Here is a 16,835-nt window from a genome sequence, read left to right on the forward strand (position 1 = left end):
CAGACAAATAAAACAGCACCCGCAGGCATGACCTGCAGGTGCTGCCGTCCACCGCATTTATTCGACCGGTCAGCTTTTCGGCAGGCCGGGTGGGTTGGTTCTCGATTCCGGCAAGGCCTCTTCCGAAAGCTGCCAGCGTTCCAGTATCTTCGCGTAAGCGCCGCTCTTGATCAGATCGTTGGTGGCGAGCGTCAGCGCATCGGCCAATCCCGAACCCTTGCGGGTGGTGATGGCGACATCCGAACGTTCCGGCCAGCCGGCGGAGAGTGTTCCGACACGTTTGATGGTCTTGTCACGCGCGGCGATGAAGACCAGCTGCGCATGCGGCTGGACGATCACATCGGCCCGCCCGGCAGAAAGCGCGACAAGCCGGGTGGCCTCGTCGTCATAATATTGCAGCTCGAGCGGCTTTAAACCGGCGGCTACATTCTCGTCATTCCATTTCAGCAGAATACGCTCCTGATTGGTGCCAGCGCCGACGATGATCTTCAGGCCCGCCGCATCCTTCGGCTCATTTATGGCGGTGATGCCGCTGTCGGACTTCACGAAAAAGCCGTGCAGGCCCTGACGATAGGTGGAGAAGTCGAACTTCTCCTTGCGCTGCTCGGTCACCCCGACATTGGAGATGACAGCATCGTATTTGCCGGAGGCAAGCCCCAGCGGCCAGTCGGCCCAGGCGACAGCAACCAGCTCAAGCTCAAGGCCGAGACTATCAGCCACCGCAAGCGCATAGTCCGGATCGGCACCCACCACGGTCTTGGCGTCCGTCGCATAGGTCGCGAGCGGTGGTCCGCCAGGTGCAACCGCGACCGTGAGTTTGCCCGGGGTGATGAACTTGAAATCTTTCGGGATGGCGGCAATCGCTGCGGGGTCTTTTTCTACCCTGATCCGGCCAGGCTGGTCTGGCGAAAGATCGAAGACATCAGTTGCGAAAGCCGACCCGAAAGCGGCGATAGAGAGAAAAACGCCGAACGTGACTGTGGCAAGACGAGAGGTGAGTGCCATTCTGGCTCCCCGATAAAATGGATTGCGGGACGGAGGTAGCGCGGACGGGAGGAGGCCCGCGCTACCGGCTGAGTGATGTCCCACCTTCAACTCAGCTTTGTGGAAACTCAGCTTTCTGGCAGCAAACCAGCACTCAGCTCTTGGGCAGACCGGGCGGATTGGTCCGGGATTCGGTGATGGCTTCCGAACCGAGGTTCCAGCGGGCGAGAACCTTGCCGTAATTGCCGTTCTTGATCTGGGCGTTCAGTGCCGCCGTGATGGCTGCGGCAATTCCGGCATCCTTTTTGGAGGCAACGGCGATTTCCGCCGCTTCGGGCCAACCGCCGGAGAAGGTGCCAACGAGCTTGGTCTTCTTCTGGCTTGCTGCCTGGAAGGCTGACGTCGCATTGGGGCCAAGATAGGCGTCCGCGCGGCCGGATTGCAGGGCGACATCGAGCACGGCCTGATCGTCGTAATATTGCACATCGGTGTCGGCCAGACCCTTGGCCTTGTTGTCCTTGATCCATTTCAGCAGGATCTGCTCCTGATTGGTGGCAGCGCCGACGATAACCTTCAACCCGGCAACATCCTCGGGCTTGCTGATGCTCGTCACCTTGCTGTTGCTGCCCACGTAAAAGCCGAGCAGGTCGTTGCGGTAGCTGGAGAAGTCGAATTTTTCCTTACGGGCTTCCGTCACCGTGATGTTGGAGGTGACGGCATCATATTTGCCGGAGGTGAGGCCCAGCGGCCAATCGGCCCAGGCGATGGGAACTAGCTGAAGTTCAAGGCCAAGACTGTCAGCAACCAGCTGGGCGATATCCGGCTCCACGCCAATAGGCGTTTTTGTATCGCTGGCATAATCGACCAGCGGCAGCCGAAACGGCACGGTCGCGACCGTCAACTTTCCATCCGCGACGAACTTGTGGCCAGCGGGCAGAAGCTTGATCGCTTCTTCCACCTTCTCGGCGCGCACTCGCCCCTTCTGCTCCGGCGACAGGTCGATTTCCTGCGCATGCGCAGCCGGTATCAGCGCGGTGGTAGCGGTGAAAAGACCGCCTGCAAGCAACGACAATAATTTCGATGAAAAAGCCATGCGAGTGTTTCCTTTGTTGTTTTGATTAGAGAACTTTTGCGAGGAATTCGGCGGTGCGGGGATGTTCCGGGCTGTTGAACACCTGGTCCGGCGTGCCTGTTTCGATGATGCGGCCCTGTTCCATGAAGACGACCCTGTCGGAGACTTCACGGGCAAAACCGATTTCATGGGTAACGATGATGAGCGTGACGCCGGAGCGGGAAAGCTCCTTGATAACATCAAGCACTTCGTTGACGAGTTCAGGATCGAGCGCGGATGTCGGCTCATCGAACAGCAACACCTTCGGCCGCAACGCCAGCGCCCGGGCGATCGCCACGCGTTGCTGCTGACCGCCGGAAAGCTGACGGGGATAAGCGCCAGCTTTTTCGGCAAGGCCGACGCGAGCCAGAAGATCGCGCGCCTCGGTCTGCGCCTGCTCTTTCGATATGCCACGAACGGCTATGGGTGCTTCGATGATGTTTTCAAGCGCGGTCAGATGCGGGAACAGGTTGAAGCTCTGAAACACCATGCCCACTTCGGCGCGGCGCTTGAGGATTTCCCGTTCCTTCAGCTCATAAAGCGTATCGCCCTTTTGACGATAACCGACCAATTCACCGTCTATGGCGATAAAACCGTCATCGACACGCTCGAGATGGTTGATGGAGCGCAGCAATGTGGACTTGCCGGAGCCGGATTGGCCGAGAATGGTGGTAACACTGCCTGCCGGAATGGAAAGGCTGATATCATCAAGCACCTTCAGCGACCCGAAGGATTTCGAAACGCCATGAATATTGACCGACCCGCCACGATTTCCGAGCTGAAAGCTCACGGCACGGGCAGGCACCGAACGCTCGGGCCTTACGGCTGTCGTGGCCACCGTTTCCACGGCTTCAGGCAAGGGTTTGCGCGGCAGGAAGGTGCGGTAAATCGTGGCGAACAGTGACGACGGCGGATTGCGCAGTGCACCGCGTGAAAAATGCCGCTCGATATGGTGCTGCACGATCGAAAGCGCCGTCAGTATCACCAAATACCAGACGGTCGCGACCATCAGCAGCGGGATCACTTCCAGATTTCGGCGATAGATGATCTGGATCGTGTAGAACAGCTCCGGCAGGGCAAGGATATAGACCTGCGAAGTCCCCTTGGCGAGGCCGATGATGTCGTTGAAGGCGGTGGGCAAGATGGAGCGCATCGCCTGCGGCAGAACAATGCGGGACGCCTGCCGCCGCCGGGGAAGGCCGAGTGCTGCGGCAGCCTCAAGCTGCCCCTGATCAACCGAGAGAATGCCGCCACGGACGATTTCGGATGCGAAGGCGGCCTGATTGAGCGTCAGCCCCAGAACGGCGGCCGCAAACGGCGTCATCAGCTGCGTGGTATTCCAGCTGAAGAAGTTGATGCCCGTATAGGGCACACCGATCGTCACGGTCTCATAGAGATAACCGAGGTTGTTGAGGATCAGCAAAAGCACGATCAGCGGAATGGATCGAAAAATCCAGATATAGGTCCAGGATACGGCAACCAGCAGTGGCGAGCGTGAAACGCGGGCAAGCGCCAGCAGCGTTCCCAGCGCGAAGCCGAGCACCGCACCGAGCGCGGTCAGCAGCAGCGTCCGTCCTAAGCCGACCAACACCGGTTCAGCGAAAAACCATTCCGCAAAGACATCCCAGCCCCAGCGCGGATTGCCGAAAACGGAATGCAGAACGGCCGCAATGATGAGTACGGAGAAGACTGTTCCCACGGTCCGCAAGGGGTAGCGGGCCGGCACGATGCGGAAATGGGAATACCCACCCTTGATCGGTTCACCCTTCTGGTCGTTCAATGCAACATGCGGAAAATCAGAGGCTATCGTCATCTGAAAAAGCCTTTCACGGGTGGGCCGGGGAAGAATGCGGCCGGGCCGCCGGTATCGAAGCGCCTTCCGCAACGGAGGCGGAGGCGCTATCGGCAAGCCATTTTTCGAAAGGCAGCGACCTGATCGTTTCAGGATCGGCCGACGTATCGAACAACGCGCGATAACCGTTGGTGAGATATAGGCCGACCGCTTCCGGCTGGCGGAAGCCCGTGGTCAGATAGACACGGGCGTAACCCTGCCGGATCGCCTGCCGCTCCAGCTCCTGAAGAACTATTTTGGCAAGCCCCTGCCGGCGGTGGGCCGAATGGGTCCAGACCCGCTTGAACTCGGCGGTTTCCTCGTCGTAGCGCATGAAAGCACCGCCGGCGATCGCCTTGCCGCCACGCAAGAGCAGCAGGAAATTGCCCGACGGCGGGCTGAAAGCCTCCGGCGGATATTTGTTAAGTTCCGCCTTGGCGCCTTCCGCGTTGAAATATGTGCCGTAGCGGCTGTCATATTCGAACAGCAACTCCTCCAGAAGCGGGGTTGCGAGCGGATCCTTGACCGATGTGTAGAGAAAACTGTCGCTCATCTCATTGTCCTAAACTCGTTGCATCAGGAGAGGTATGCTTCGGCCAGACGCACCCAGAAGCGTGCCGCAGGCGCAATGATCGCATCGTTGAAATCGTAGTGAGGGCTGTGCAGTGGCGCGCTGTCGCCATTGCCGACGAAGAGATAGGAGCCCGGCCGCTCCAGAAGCATGAAGGCGAAATCCTCGCTCGCCGTTCGCGGCTGAAAGCCTTCGGCAACCTGTTCGGCTGGAAAATGCCGTTTGGCGACGTCGCGGGCAAAAGCTGTCTGCCTGATGTGATTGATGACGGGCGGGAAGCCACGGGAGTAGGTGACATCGGCGCTTGCGCCGAAGCTTTCCGCCTGTGCTTTGGCAAGGGCGGGAAGCCGCTCCTCCAGTCTGTCGCGCACGGCGGGCGAAAAGGCCCGCGCGGTAATCTGCAGTTCGACACTCTCGGGAATGACGTTGGAAGCAGTTCCGCCATGGATGGAGCCTACCGTCAGCACCGCCATGTCTCGCGGGTCGACATTGCGCGAGACGATGCTCTGCAAGGCGGTGACGAAGCTTGCCGAGGCAAGAACCGGATCAACCGTTTCATGCGGCGCCGCCCCGTGCCCGCCCTTGCCGATGATCCGAACCTTCGCCTTGTCGACGGAGGCCATGGCAGGCCCTTCGACAAAGCCGAATTGTCCGGTTTCGACACCCGGCCAATTGTGCAGTCCGAACACGGCATCGACGGGAAACCGCTCGAAAAGCCTGTCCTTTATCATCGCTCTAGCACCCGCACCGATTTCCTCGGCTGGCTGGAAAATCAGCGTCAGCGTGCCGGAAAAACTCGATGTTTCAGCTAGATAACGGGCAGCGGCGAGCAGGATAGTCGTGTGACCGTCATGACCGCAGGCATGCATGACGCCCTGTGTCTGGCTGGCATAGGCAAGACCGGTTTCCTCGACGATGGGCAGGGCGTCGATATCGGCGCGGATACCCAGACGCTTGTCACCATGACCACGTTTCAACGTGGCGACGACGCCATGGCCCCCGACACCCTCGGTTACCTCATATCCGAAGGAGAGGAGGTAACGGGCAACGAGCGCCGCCGTGCGCTTTTCCCCAAGAGAAAGCTCCGGATGTCGGTGAAGATCGTGCCGGATGGCGATGCTTTCCTCGATGAAGGCAAGGATTCCCCGTTCGGCGTCGTCCTGCGGACGCGCACCGTCAATGCGGATATTCATGGTTCTGGTCTCCTGCGCTGCGCTTTACCCGCACAGCACCTTGAAATTCTCTCCGGGCGGCAATGGCTGCCGCCCGACCCCGCTTTTATGCGATCGCCTTGCTGGAACCGCTTTCAGCGTGGGAATAGATGCTGTCCTTGAAAGGCAGGCCGAGATGCTCACGCAGCGTCCTGCCTTCCAGATGCGGTTCGAAATATCCGCGCCGTTGCAGCACCGGTATGACGAGGCGGATGAAATCATCCAGCCCTTCGGCAATCACCGGGAAGCCCAGAATGAAACCGTCGGCCGCATCGTGCTCCACCCAGCGGATGATCTCGTCCGCCACCTTGTCCGGAGTTCCGATGAAACCTTCGCGCGGGGTCGCCGCCTCCAGTGCCGCTTCGCGCAACGTCTGGTTTTTTTCCTTCGCACGGCGCTTGATGCGGTCGGTCGTCGAACGGAAGCTGTTCTTGCCGATCTCGCCAAGTTCGGGGAAAGGCTCATCCAGCGGATAGACACTGAAGTCGTGGTGGTCGAAGAAACGGCCGAGATAGGCGAGCGCATCCTCGATGGTGATGAGGTTGCGGATGATGTTGTATTTCGCTTCCGCCTCCTCCTGCGTCTCGCCCACAATCGGCCCGATGCCAGGGAAAATCTTCACGTCGGCTGCGGATCTGCCCTGCGCGACAGCACTCTGCTTCACGCGCTTGAGGAATGTTTGGTTTTCCTCGAGCGATGCAGAATTAGTAAAAACGGCGTCGGCATGTTTGCCCGCAAGCCCGATACCGGCATCCGAAGACCCCGCCTGGAAAATCACCGGCTGCCCCTGCGGCGAACGCTGGATGTTCAGCGGACCTTCCACCTGGAAGAAGCGACCCTTGTGGCCGAGCGTGTGGAGTTTTTGCCTGTCGAAGAACTGTCCCGTCTCGCGGTTACGCACGAAGGCATCGTCGTCCCAGCTGTCCCACAGGCCCTTGATCACCTCCAGATATTCATCGGCGATCTCGTAACGCAGCGCATGTTCGGGATGGTTGCGGCTGTAGTTCCTCGCCGTACCTTCGAGTGGCGTCGTTACTGCATTCCAGCCGGCCCTGCCACCGCTCAAAAGATCAAGCGAGGCGAACTGGCGCGCAATGGTGAAGGGCTCGCTGTAGGAGGTCGAAACCGTGCCGGCAAGACCGATCTTCGAGGTGACGGAGGCGAGCGCCGAAAGGATGGTCAAAGGCTCGAACCGGTCGAGGAAATGCGGAATGGACTTGTCGTTGATGTAAAGCCCGTCGGCAACGAAGGCGAAGGCGATGCCGGCGGCTTCTGCCTTCAGCGCGTTCTTCCTGAAGAAATCGAAGTTGACGCTGGCATCAACAAGGCTTTTCGGGTGCCGCCAGGCGTTCATGTGCCCGCCGGGGCCCTGGAGCATGATGCCGAAACGGATTGTCTTTTTCGTCATGTCATTTCCTCCTGAGGACAAGTTCACGCGGCCCTGGAAAGGCGGTGTGTGGCCAGCAATTCGATCGAGGCGAGCCTCTGATCGGCCCCCACATGCGGCGGCTCCACGATGAATTCCTCGATACCGTGCTCATCGGAAAGCGCACGCAGCGCCTTGTGAATATCGTCCGGCCCGCCATGCAGGACGTTGGGCTTACGCTCCTCGATGCGATAATCGGTATCGCCGGACTGGCGGGCGAATTCTTCCGCCTGTTCACGGCGGCCAAGGTTGAACGCCTTGCCGTCGCTGAGGAACACCCGGTAGATGCGCTGACCTTCCACCTGACGCGCCGCATGGTCGGGATCACTGGCGGCAAAGACGGAGAGGGCAAGGATCGGCGCCCTGCCGCCGCTCTCCTCACGGAAAGCCGAGAGGCTGCTGCGAAGAACCTCCGGATCACCATTGAGGTGGCCGGCAAAGACGAAATTCCATCCTTTGGAAGCTGCAAGCCTTGCGCTTTCCGGGCTGGCACCGAGCAGAAACCGTTCCACCGCAACCGGCGGCACCGGTGTTGCCTGCAACCCGGCCTGCGCATGCCCCTGCGGCGCGGCACCGGAGAGAAACGTGGTAAGTTCACCAAAAGCCGTTTCGAAATCCGGCTTGCGGGCGGGATCATAGGCCTGCTGTAGGGCAGACGTCGCAAGCGGCAGCCCGCCCGGTGTCTTGCCGACGCCGAGATCGACCCGACCGGGGGCGAGCGACGACAACACGTTGAAAACCTCGGCGACCTTGTAGGGGCTGTAATGCTGCAGCATCACGCCGCCCGAGCCGACGCGGATACGAGAGGTCTTCGCCAGAATCCATGCAACCAGCGCTTCCGGCGCGGAACCGGCAAGCTCCGGCGAATTGTGATGTTCTGCCACCCAGAATCGACGATAGCCCAGTTCTTCGGCGCGTTTGGCGAGATTGATCGTGTCGCGGAACGCGCTTGCCGCGTTCTCACCCGTTGGAACAGGGCTCTTGTCCAGCAAACTGAGAGTATACATCATCACCTCGCACGTCTTTTGATGCATACTTTGTCTACTGATTTTATATAGTAATAAAGGACGTTCGTTCCACGTTGCGACGCGATCAGAGAAAATATTATTTCCCGCTATGGTTTCGGCAGGCGTCTTTGGCAAAGCAATCCGAAACGATGAGGAAACAGGGCGAAAAACGATGGTGTAAAGCCGCTTTGTGCATCGAGCCGGGACGAAACGGACTTGCGCGGGAATTCGGTAAAAACTACTTAGTAAGTTGAGAACACCATAACCCGGCACTCAGAAGGTGCTGGCCCTCTTTGCGGATCATGCGATGTTGACCAAAAAAGGCAAATACGGACTGAAGGCTCTTGTCGATCTGGCGCGGTTGCCCCAGGGCGAGACCGCCTTTGTGACCGAGATTGCAACCCGCAACAATATTCCGAAAAAATTTCTGGATACTATTCTTCTGGAACTGCGCAACAGCGGCATTCTGCGTTCCAAGAAGGGACCGAATGGCGGTTATTCGCTGTCGAAAATGCCATCGGAAATCATGATCGGGCAGGTCATCCGCACGCTGGACGGGCCCTTGGCACCCATCCGCTGTGCCAGCCGCACCGCTTTTGAAGCCTGCGACGACTGCGACGATCCCGAGACCTGTCAGGTCAGGGTTTCGATGACGGACGTGCGGGACGCCATCGCAACAATCCTGGACAATATGACGCTCGCACAATTCGTGGCAAAAGGCGGACAAGACGCGCAATTTATTCCGGCAGGCGAATAAGCGCGGTTTACTGCCGGCGCAGATCGTCTCCCAGGGTCGCAATCAGCCCGGATTCGCTTGCACCATCGATAAGTCCGAGACGGGCCATTAGAATTTCCAGCGTGATGGCATTGTTGCGGACAGAGCGAAAGGTCACGCTTTCCGCCCCCACCTGCGCCGCATCGATATTGGCCGCGAGGCGGGAAATCTGTGCCTTCAGCAATTCGATTGCGAGAAATATTTCGCCGATAAGGGGGCGCGCATCACCTTCCTCGGCCAATCTGTCAATCAGCAACGCTGAAAGCTCACGCTGTTTCTCACCCAGAGCCACGGCGGCCTTCAGAAGGATGAAAACGGAGGCTGCCAGATTTCCAGCGCCCTGCGCAAGAAACGCGACCTGATCGGCGCGCAGCAGGCCGTCCCATGATGTATCCGGGCGATTGCGAAGAACAACGAGCACGGCCTGCCCTGCCGCGTTGACTGCCGGGACAACGATCCAGTCTGCATCTGAGGTAAGAGATCGGGCAATGTCATCGGGCAGCCGCAAGCCATAGTCGTCGCCAGTCAACAGAACCGCCTGATCCACGCCGGCGTCAGATGAGGCAAGCGCAAAAGTCTCACCAAGATCGAGGCGGGCGAAGAGGGTTTTGCGCTGCTCTTCGCTACCGGCGTTCCTGATGAATTCGAGCGCCGTGAAGTGTTCGGCAAGCGCATGCGCCGCCTCCGCATCCGCCGCGGAAATAATCGAGAGAGCTTGCGAGAGAACGTCGTTAGTGATGTCCGCCCCGCCCAGATCGTTTGGAACGGAGAGGGCGAGAAGGCCGGAACGGGCAATCCGCGCGTGGATTTGTGCGGCACTTTCCACCGCGCATTTTTCGGCAATCGTCCGGGCAACGGTCAGTACATCCCCATCCGCGCCGAGACGCGGGGACACGAAACGAATTCTTTCGCCGAGCGGCGTGACAGATCCCATGCTCAACTCCCTCAAAGAATGACCCAGTGAAAGCGCCGGAAAGGCCGGAGCTCAGTCCAGCGAATGATAACGGCCGTTTTGATAGACCAGCGAGTGACCCGATCCGATGCGGATCGCCTCCACCTTGCCGATAATGATGACGTGGCTGTGGCGCTCGATCGCCTCCTCGATGGTGCAATCGATCGCGGCAACGGCGTCCTCGAGGATGGGCGCGCCGCTCGCCAGACGGGTCCATTCCGCGCCGCGATAACGGTCCACACCTTTCAGACCGCCAACACCGGCAAACTGGTTGGCGATGAACTGATGGTTCGGGCCGATAATATTCACCGCCAGATGGCCGAAGCGCTGCACCACAGGCCATGTGGAGGAGGAGCGGTTGAGCGCAACCAGAATTCTTGGCGGATCGACCGACAGGGCGGTGGCGGATGTTACCGTAGCACCCGTGCGCGCATCACCCTCGCCCGCCGTAATGACGCTGACACCGCCGCCCAGCGTCCTGAGCGCCGCCTTAAGGCTATCGGCATCCGGCGCCTTGCCAGAGACGGGATCGCGGAGATTGATGAATTGTTGATCCTTGGCCGCATATTGCAATGTCATCGATCGCTCCTGAAAACAGCTTGTTGCTCAATAGTTAGCAGCGGCGGCGGGGCGTGAAATAGACATCGTTTTCCATAATACTTATATTCTATGGAAATAATGTTTTATATGCCGCTCTCCCGTGAACGCTCCGCCGAATGACGCCCATAGGAAAGGCTAACCGGAAGACAGGGCCGCCTGCCTTCCGGCGATTGATCACGAGCCGGATACCAGCTTGACGTTACCGCCGTGGCCGCCGCCGCCGAAAACCTGTTTCGTGCCGAAAGACGAACGGATCTGATTACGTGGCCCATCAAGCCCGATTTCCGGAAACAGCAATTCGGATAGACGGTAGGCTTCCTCCAGATGCGGATAGCCCGATGCGATGACGGTATCGATGCCCAGCGCCTGATACTCCCGCAGCCGCGCCGCAACTGTCTTCGGCGAACCCACCAGCGCGGTGCCGGCGCCAGAGCGGACAAGACCGATTCCCGCCCACAAGTTCGGAGAGACTTCAAGCTGGTCACGCCGGCCATTATGCAGCGCCCGCATCCTTGCCTGACCGACCGAATCCGACGCCTTTAAGAAGGCCTCCTGAGCGGAAGCGATGGTTTCGTCGGAAAGCTTGGAAATCAGTTTGTCCGCATCGGCCCAGGCCTCCTCATCGGTTTCGCGCACGATGAAATGCAGGCGAATGCCGAATGTCACTTCTCGCCCTTTTTTCGCTGCGGCGGCGCGAACCTTGGCGATTTTTTCCGCCACCTGTGCCGGCGGCTCACCCCAGGTCAGATACTTGTCGGTGATACCGGCCGAGAACTCGATCCCGGCATCGGAGGAGCCGCCGAAATAAAGCGGCGGACGCGGTTCCTGCACCGGTGGCAGGCCGAGCCTGGCACCCTGTGCCTTGATATATTTGCCGTCGAGATCTCCCTTGCCAGTTTCGATCAACGAATTGAACACCTGGAAGAACTCGTCAGCGTGGTCGTAACGCTCGTCGTGCGGCAGGAAGATGCCATCACCAGCCAGCTCCTGCGCGCTGCCGCCAACGACGATGTTGAGAAGCAGCCGACCATGGGAAACACGGTCCAGCGTGGAGGCCAGCCGCGCATAATAGGCCGGCGAGGCAACGCCCGGACGGATAGCGACGAGGAATTTCAGTTTCTCGGTATAGGCGGCGAGATTGGCCGCGAGGATGAAGGATTCCTCGCAGGCGACGCCGGTGGGAATAAGCACCCCGGAATAACCGAGCCGATCCGCAGCCTGCGCTATTTCCCGAAAATAGCCGGGATCGGCGGGACGTGACAGATCGTCGGAGCCAAGATAGCTGCCGTCGCCTGAGGTGGGTATGAACCACAGAAAATCGAGTGGTTTGTCAGCTGTACTCATCGACAGGTCCTTTGCAATCCGCCCATCGGGCAATTCGGCTGGGTACTAAAAGGGTAGCCAATTCCCCGCCGCGTTTAAGAAATTTTGTTCCAATTTCCGTGCCGCAAGGAGAGTTTATCTCCGCTGGGAAATGGGTCTGGGAAGCGAAAACAAACCTTTCGCCTCCCTGTGTCAGAGGACCGGATAAAGTCCGAGCATCGCGAAATTCATTTCGTAAATCTCTTCCCGCTCAAGGTCGAGATCGCTCTTTTCCCGCTTGATACGACCGGAATGATCCAGCGGCTGGAGCCTGCCCTGATCATCCCCTCGCGGCCTACGCCTGGCCAGACCGAACAGATCGACAGTAAACGCATGAAGTCCCTGCGGCATGTGCGCCTCCTTTGGTCAATTCGCTCTATCCTCCGGCGAGCGCCCAGATTGGTCAATATTTTCCATAAAATTACTATTCTATAATTGGCGGATTGCCGGCAAACGTGGACTAAGGTTGCGGCAGCGGGAAAAATTCCGTTTCGAACCGCCAATAAAGGGGTCATCGCAATGGCACCGACACGATGGCCGCTCAAAGCACGGACTTGGGACGAAAAGACTATAGAGCGCCGGCATCACCCTGCAGCAGCGCACCGTGCAGAACGGGTGATCCGCGCTTCTTCGATCTGCTGGCCTTGATTTCGGACGCCGCTTTCAGGCGTGCGAAAAGAGCATAGCCCTCGGACCACCGGCCGAAACCGGCGGCAATATTGATGTGTCCAACCGAGCCGAGATTGACGATATCGCTTCCCCAGTAAGCAGCGGTGCGGGCTAACTCGTCCGGGTTCATATAGGGGTCGTTCATGCTACCTACGACGAGACTGGGGAAGGCGAGCGGCGACCGAGGAAATGCGCCGAAGCGGACGATGCATGGATGCATTGCCTCCACTCTGTCGAGATGGGCGGGCGCCACCAGAAGCGCACCCCTGATTTTGCTGGCCACGGGTCGTGTCGCCATATTGGCGACAAGCAGGCAACCCAGGCTGTGGGCGACAATATAGGCGCTTTCGGTTGCGGCGAGCGCCGCTTCCAGACGCTCAAGCCAGTCTTCAAGAACCGGGCATTCCCAATTCTGCTGATCGACCAGCTGCGCCTCCGAATCTTCCAGCAGCCAGTGCCGCTGCCAATGCCCCTCATCCGAACCGTTGAGGCCGGGGACAATCAAGGTGGTACACATGCCTACTCCGTGGTTTGCGGGCGGGGTGTGCCAAGAATGGTGAATTTCGCAATTTTAGTCGACTATTGCCTTGCTCAGCTTTTCCGAACTCGAGAAAAATCGATCCATACAATTCCGCTCTGGCAAAAAATACGTCCTCGGCAGCGGGCCTCAAAACTGCGCATGTGGAATCATTGCCTAAAATATTTTCCATAGAAAATATGTTCTAATTGAGCAAAAGACGCGGAAAGCTTTTCCTCTGCCGCATCCGAAAAGAAACGCCGCTGCTTGGCCGTGCCGCCGCCGGTTTGTCATTCTCGCACTATCGGAGACCTCAACCTCCCGAACCCCAAAATGGCAGATGCCGAGCCTCGGCAGGGCCATTCCACCGCGACATAAAGCGAAAATTCAGGCGGATAATGTGAGCAGCACGAGCGAATTTCTCTGGTACATCCCCAATGACGTCAAACCCGGACATCGGGGCGACGCCGTCAGCGAAAACCACAACAGCCTCGATACTTTAACTACCCATGCCAGGGCGCTGGAAAACCATGGCTGGAAGGGCGCGTTGATCGGCACCGGCTGGGGGCGTCCGGATACCTTTACGGTTGCGGCGTCGCTTACCGCGCGTACCACCACTTTCGAGCCACTGATCGCTATCCGCCCCGGCTACTGGAAGCCGGCCAATCTCGCATCGGCCGCCGCCACGCTCGATCAGCTTTCTGGTGGCCGGGTACGAATCAATGTCGTTTCCGGCCGGGACGAGCTTGCGGCCTATGGCGACGAAGAAGGCGATCAGGCGCAGCGTTATGCGCGCACGAAGGAGTTCATGCGGCTGGTGCGGCGGCTCTGGACTGAGGAAAACGTCACTTTCAATGGCGACCATTTCCGGGTCAAGAACTCCACCGTCTCGCCGCGTATCAGCGAGAGTGCCGGACGGCCACATCCCAAACTTTATTTCGGCGGCGCGTCCGAGGCCGCCGAACAGGTTGCCGCAACTGAAGCCGATGTCCAGCTCTTCTGGGGCGAACCGCTCGCCGGCGTGCGCGAAAGGATCGAACGTCTCAGACATTTCAGTGAGACCCTCGGCCGTGACCTGCCGCCGCTGCAATTCGGTCTGCGGATCACCACGCTGGTGCGCGAAACCACGGCTGAGGCTTGGCGCGATGCGGAAACAAAGGTGGCGGAGATGGCTGCGAACAATGGCGTGCGCTGGAACGATCATCTGCAAGGTGTCGCAGTCGGCCAGCGCCGCCTGCTGGATCTGCACACGCAGAGCGATGTGCTGGACGACAATCTTTATACCGCACCCGGCAAATTTGGCGGAGGCGGTGCCGCAACGACATGGCTCGTCGGTTCGGCGGAAGACGTCGCCGCGTCGCTGCGCAAATACCGCGCGCTTGGCATCACCCATTTCGTGCTTTCCGACACGCCCTATCTTCAGGAAATTGAACGGCAGGGCGACAAGCTGTTGCCGCTACTCCGGGACTGATGCGGGCGGCGTCAACATGGGCGGTCTGCCAAACAAAGCCGCCCATGTCTTCTACGGTCAGCCGCCAACAGCCTTGATGCTCTGACGGCCGAGGATAGTTCGGATCATGTGGCTTTGCGGCGCATGCGCCCTTGCCGTTATGGCGTCGCGGTGATGCCGCTCGAGATTATAGTCCCGGCGAAGGCCGCGATTGCCGCCAAGCTCCAGCGCCAGATCCGTCACCGCCACCGCATTGTCGATCACCACATGACGAACGGCGAGCGCATCCGTGCCTACCCTCTCACCCGCATCGACATCACGCGCGACGGAGCGGAGCAGACGCCTGTTGGCCGCAAGAAGCACCTCGATCTCGCCCAGACCTTCCTGAATACGGGGAATGGATGACAGCGGCGCGCCGAGGCTTGCCGGAACATGGCCTGTCAGATGGCGCAAGAGGGCGTCACGCGCCGAAAGCGCGACACCGTGATAGACGGAGGCCAGCAGCACGAAGAAATTGTAACCGTCCGCCTCATCCCGCCGCAACGGCTCGTCCGCCGGCTGTTCGGCAACGATATCGGCGAGCGGCACCCTCACATTCTCAAGCAGGAGATCGTCGCTGGCGGTGGCATACATTCCGGTCGCTTCCCATGCCTTTTCCCGGCCGATGCCCGGCGCATCGAGCGGGACCAGAAGCTGGATCAGGCGCGGCACCTCTTCCGTCGTGACGGCAAGTACAATCGCCCATTTCAGACCCGGCAGGCCGGTGACGAAGCTCTTGCGGCCATTGACCACCCAGAAATCGCCCTCGATCCGCGCCGTCGTTTCCGGCAGGCCGCCATGGGCCGGGGAACCGATCCCCGGCTCTGCCTGTGCATTGTTCAGAAGCGCCCGCTCCCTGTTATTGGCGGCCAGCACCTTTGCCGCGAGATCTGCCGGCCACCTGCCGCGCCGGATGGCAGCATGAACGCTGTAATGCATGGCAAGGATGAGGGCGGTTGACGGATCACCCTTGGCAATGGCGGCGATGACGGCATGCGCGGTTTCCATGCCCTCCCCCCAGCCACCGTCCTTTTCAGCCGTCACGAGACCAAGCAGGCCAGACTTGAAAAGCGCCTCGAAATTACCGGCGGCGAATTCGCCGCTTTTGTCATACTCCGCCGCAGTCAGGCTGAAATCTTCGGCGAGCGCGGTTGCGATGGCGACGGGATTCAAGTGCTGCTCCGGGCTCGGAACGGCGGATAAAGCGCCGCTCATGCCACCGCCCTTTCACTGGTCGTGACGAAACGGTCATCGATCCACGCAGCGAGATCGAAGTCGTTTTCAAGGAAACCCCATTGATACAGGAAATCCTTGTAATGGCCGACGGCGGCGACGAGGTCCGCATCGAGGCTAAGACCTAGATGGCGGTGGACATCCGGGCCGTTGGCGGCCAGAACCTGCTCTTCGGTCGCACCCGCCTCGCGCGCGATAAAACGGCGGGTCTCTTCCGGATGCTGCTCCGCCCAGAGCGAGGCTTTGGCAATGGCGGCAACCAGCCGCTCCACTAGATCGGGGCGCTCATCGGCAAGCCGACCGTCGACTGTCAGCACGCGGGGAGAGCCGGAGTTGATACGTATCTTCGGGTCGGGGTGAAAACCGAATTCCGCCACCTGCACGGCGCCGATCAGGTTCGCGGCGGCGATACCGGCAGTACCCTTGACGAAAATCGCATCGACCTCACCTCGCAACAGCGCGATGATCTCCTCACCGAACGATTGTCGCCGCTTCAGGCCGAAAAGGGATGGTCCCTCCTGTGTCGCCAGCACGGAATCCTTGATCACGATATCCTTCAGCTCGACATCCTCGACCTTACGGCCCTCCAGCGAAAGCGCCGAAACGATTCCCTTCAATGCTGTCGCTCGCATGAAATCGACAATCCCATCAGGTCTGCGCGGCACACCGAAACGGCGGCCGACGAGATCGGCAAGCGAGCGGATACCGGTTTCCGGAAGGGTGATGATCGCCTGGAACTCATCGGTCCAGGTAATGCCGATAAGACGCGTATTGCGCCCTTCCGAGCGGGCGCGGATAGGGGGCACATTACCGCCGTGGCGGAAGGACCATTCCAGCGTGTGGTTGAAGTGGCTCTGCCGCACAGAACGATCCGGTGAATCGATGATGGATTTCAGCGATATTCCGACATCCTCGAAGGTCTGTGCGAGATAACCGAGCTGCGCCGCAAGCCCCACGGGCGTGGGCACCGGGCAACGTGTGTACCAGATTTCAGAAAGTGTCGTGCTCATGGCTTTGGCCTCGATGAAAACGATGACACCAGAAAGCGATGCTGCGGTGCCCGTCGACGAAAGGGAGATATCCCTACCCGCCGCAAA

At 59.6% G+C, this 16,835-nt stretch carries 16 protein-coding genes; 2 read left to right on the forward strand and 14 right to left on the reverse strand.

The window, feature by feature from the left end; translation table 11 throughout:
- Nucleotides 1-69 precede the first annotated feature (69 nt).
- The 7 genes from AB4Z23_RS05555 to AB4Z23_RS05585 all read right to left on the reverse strand — a co-directional run bounded on the left by AB4Z23_RS05555 (nucleotide 70) and on the right by AB4Z23_RS05585 (nucleotide 8,144).
- Entirely contained in the window at nucleotides 70-1,005 is a 936-nt protein-coding gene (locus AB4Z23_RS05555; protein WP_035199520.1) for an ABC transporter substrate-binding protein, read from the reverse strand.
- Between the two features lie 133 nt (nucleotides 1,006-1,138).
- Entirely contained in the window at nucleotides 1,139-2,077 is a 939-nt protein-coding gene (locus tag AB4Z23_RS05560) for an ABC transporter substrate-binding protein (RefSeq protein WP_065662550.1), read from the reverse strand.
- A 25-nt stretch (nucleotides 2,078-2,102) separates the two neighbouring features.
- The gene (locus AB4Z23_RS05565; RefSeq protein ID WP_081308480.1) at nucleotides 2,103-3,908 is read right to left on the reverse strand and encodes an amino acid ABC transporter permease/ATP-binding protein; all 1,806 of its coding nucleotides are present in this window, start codon (nucleotides 3,906-3,908) and stop codon (nucleotides 2,103-2,105) included.
- Nucleotides 3,909-3,921: 13 nt separating this feature from the next.
- Nucleotides 3,922-4,479, reverse strand: a complete 558-nt coding sequence (locus AB4Z23_RS05570) for a GNAT family N-acetyltransferase (RefSeq protein WP_003511088.1) — start codon at nucleotides 4,477-4,479, stop codon at nucleotides 3,922-3,924.
- A gap of 23 nt (nucleotides 4,480-4,502) precedes the next feature.
- The gene (locus AB4Z23_RS05575; RefSeq protein ID WP_013761660.1) at nucleotides 4,503-5,690 is read right to left on the reverse strand and encodes a M20 aminoacylase family protein; all 1,188 of its coding nucleotides are present in this window, start codon (nucleotides 5,688-5,690) and stop codon (nucleotides 4,503-4,505) included.
- An 85-nt stretch (nucleotides 5,691-5,775) separates the two neighbouring features.
- Nucleotides 5,776-7,116 carry an LLM class flavin-dependent oxidoreductase gene (locus AB4Z23_RS05580; protein WP_441360022.1) on the reverse strand — a complete coding sequence of 447 codons (1,341 nt, stop codon included), beginning with the start codon at nucleotides 7,114-7,116 and terminating at the stop codon, nucleotides 5,776-5,778.
- Between the two features lie 23 nt (nucleotides 7,117-7,139).
- Nucleotides 7,140-8,144 (reverse strand): LLM class flavin-dependent oxidoreductase, encoded by a 1,005-nt coding sequence (locus tag AB4Z23_RS05585; RefSeq protein ID WP_065687796.1) that lies wholly within the window; start codon nucleotides 8,142-8,144, stop codon nucleotides 7,140-7,142.
- Nucleotides 8,145-8,448: 304 nt separating this feature from the next.
- Here AB4Z23_RS05585 and AB4Z23_RS05590 point away from each other — a divergent pair, with 304 nt between their 5' ends.
- Nucleotides 8,449-8,898, forward strand: coding sequence for an RrF2 family transcriptional regulator (locus tag AB4Z23_RS05590; RefSeq protein WP_003511094.1), 450 nt, complete (start codon nucleotides 8,449-8,451; stop codon nucleotides 8,896-8,898).
- Between the two features lie 7 nt (nucleotides 8,899-8,905).
- On the opposite strand, the gene AB4Z23_RS05595 is transcribed toward AB4Z23_RS05590, so the two are convergent.
- From AB4Z23_RS05595 to AB4Z23_RS05615, 5 genes are all read right to left on the reverse strand, one after another.
- Nucleotides 8,906-9,850: an acyl-CoA dehydrogenase family protein gene (locus AB4Z23_RS05595; RefSeq protein WP_441360023.1), complete on the reverse strand. Its 945-nt coding sequence runs from the start codon at nucleotides 9,848-9,850 to the stop codon at nucleotides 8,906-8,908.
- 51 nt (nucleotides 9,851-9,901) lie between these two features.
- A complete protein-coding gene (locus tag AB4Z23_RS05600; RefSeq protein ID WP_003511097.1) occupies nucleotides 9,902-10,447 on the reverse strand; it encodes a flavin reductase family protein in 546 nt (181 codons plus the stop codon).
- A gap of 195 nt (nucleotides 10,448-10,642) precedes the next feature.
- Nucleotides 10,643-11,812, reverse strand: a complete 1,170-nt coding sequence (ssuD, locus tag AB4Z23_RS05605) for an FMNH2-dependent alkanesulfonate monooxygenase (protein WP_003511099.1) — start codon at nucleotides 11,810-11,812, stop codon at nucleotides 10,643-10,645.
- 171 nt (nucleotides 11,813-11,983) lie between these two features.
- The gene (locus AB4Z23_RS05610; RefSeq protein WP_003511101.1) at nucleotides 11,984-12,181 is read right to left on the reverse strand and encodes a hypothetical protein; all 198 of its coding nucleotides are present in this window, start codon (nucleotides 12,179-12,181) and stop codon (nucleotides 11,984-11,986) included.
- Between the two features lie 217 nt (nucleotides 12,182-12,398).
- A complete protein-coding gene (locus tag AB4Z23_RS05615) occupies nucleotides 12,399-13,016 on the reverse strand; it encodes an alpha/beta hydrolase (protein WP_065687798.1) in 618 nt (205 codons plus the stop codon).
- 400 nt (nucleotides 13,017-13,416) lie between these two features.
- On the opposite strand from AB4Z23_RS05615, the gene AB4Z23_RS05620 reads away from it, so the two are divergent.
- Nucleotides 13,417-14,487: an LLM class flavin-dependent oxidoreductase gene (locus AB4Z23_RS05620; protein WP_065688004.1), complete on the forward strand. Its 1,071-nt coding sequence runs from the start codon at nucleotides 13,417-13,419 to the stop codon at nucleotides 14,485-14,487.
- Between the two features lie 57 nt (nucleotides 14,488-14,544).
- Here the strand turns inward: AB4Z23_RS05620 and AB4Z23_RS05625 are convergent, their stop codons facing one another.
- Together AB4Z23_RS05625 and AB4Z23_RS05630 are read right to left on the reverse strand one after the other, a co-directional pair.
- Entirely contained in the window at nucleotides 14,545-15,720 is a 1,176-nt protein-coding gene (locus tag AB4Z23_RS05625) for an acyl-CoA dehydrogenase family protein (RefSeq protein ID WP_065687799.1), read from the reverse strand.
- Complete coding sequence (locus tag AB4Z23_RS05630; RefSeq protein WP_441360024.1) at nucleotides 15,717-16,748, reverse strand: ABC transporter substrate-binding protein; 1,032 nt, start codon at nucleotides 16,746-16,748, stop codon at nucleotides 15,717-15,719. The genes AB4Z23_RS05625 and AB4Z23_RS05630 overlap by 4 nt, the downstream gene beginning before the upstream one ends.
- Nucleotides 16,749-16,835: the final 87 nt, after the last annotated feature.

The organism is Agrobacterium sp. MCAB5 (genome assembly GCF_052114365.1).
GTDB classification, from domain to species: Bacteria; Pseudomonadota; Alphaproteobacteria; order Rhizobiales; family Rhizobiaceae; genus Agrobacterium; species Agrobacterium tumefaciens.

Coding starts and splice junctions, on each gene's coding strand:
- AB4Z23_RS05575 (WP_013761660.1), bottom strand. CDS start 5,690: ATGAATATCCGCATTGACGGTGCGCGTCCGCAGGACGACGCCGAACGG.
- AB4Z23_RS05590 (WP_003511094.1), top strand. CDS start 8,449: ATGTTGACCAAAAAAGGCAAATACGGACTGAAGGCTCTTGTCGATCTG.
- ssuD (WP_003511099.1), bottom strand. CDS start 11,812: ATGAGTACAGCTGACAAACCACTCGATTTTCTGTGGTTCATACCCACC.
- AB4Z23_RS05565 (WP_081308480.1), bottom strand. CDS start 3,908: ATGACGATAGCCTCTGATTTTCCGCATGTTGCATTGAACGACCAGAAG.
- AB4Z23_RS05560 (WP_065662550.1), bottom strand. CDS start 2,077: ATGGCTTTTTCATCGAAATTATTGTCGTTGCTTGCAGGCGGTCTTTTC.
- AB4Z23_RS05630 (WP_441360024.1), bottom strand. CDS start 16,748: ATGAGCACGACACTTTCTGAAATCTGGTACACACGTTGCCCGGTGCCC.
- AB4Z23_RS05555 (WP_035199520.1), bottom strand. CDS start 1,005: ATGGCACTCACCTCTCGTCTTGCCACAGTCACGTTCGGCGTTTTTCTC.
- AB4Z23_RS05585 (WP_065687796.1), bottom strand. CDS start 8,144: ATGATGTATACTCTCAGTTTGCTGGACAAGAGCCCTGTTCCAACGGGT.
- AB4Z23_RS05610 (WP_003511101.1), bottom strand. CDS start 12,181: ATGCCGCAGGGACTTCATGCGTTTACTGTCGATCTGTTCGGTCTGGCC.
- AB4Z23_RS05595 (WP_441360023.1), bottom strand. CDS start 9,850: ATGGGATCTGTCACGCCGCTCGGCGAAAGAATTCGTTTCGTGTCCCCG.
- AB4Z23_RS05580 (WP_441360022.1), bottom strand. CDS start 7,116: ATGACGAAAAAGACAATCCGTTTCGGCATCATGCTCCAGGGCCCCGGC.
- AB4Z23_RS05615 (WP_065687798.1), bottom strand. CDS start 13,016: ATGTGTACCACCTTGATTGTCCCCGGCCTCAACGGTTCGGATGAGGGG.
- AB4Z23_RS05625 (WP_065687799.1), bottom strand. CDS start 15,720: ATGAGCGGCGCTTTATCCGCCGTTCCGAGCCCGGAGCAGCACTTGAAT.
- AB4Z23_RS05570 (WP_003511088.1), bottom strand. CDS start 4,479: ATGAGCGACAGTTTTCTCTACACATCGGTCAAGGATCCGCTCGCAACC.
- AB4Z23_RS05600 (WP_003511097.1), bottom strand. CDS start 10,447: ATGACATTGCAATATGCGGCCAAGGATCAACAATTCATCAATCTCCGC.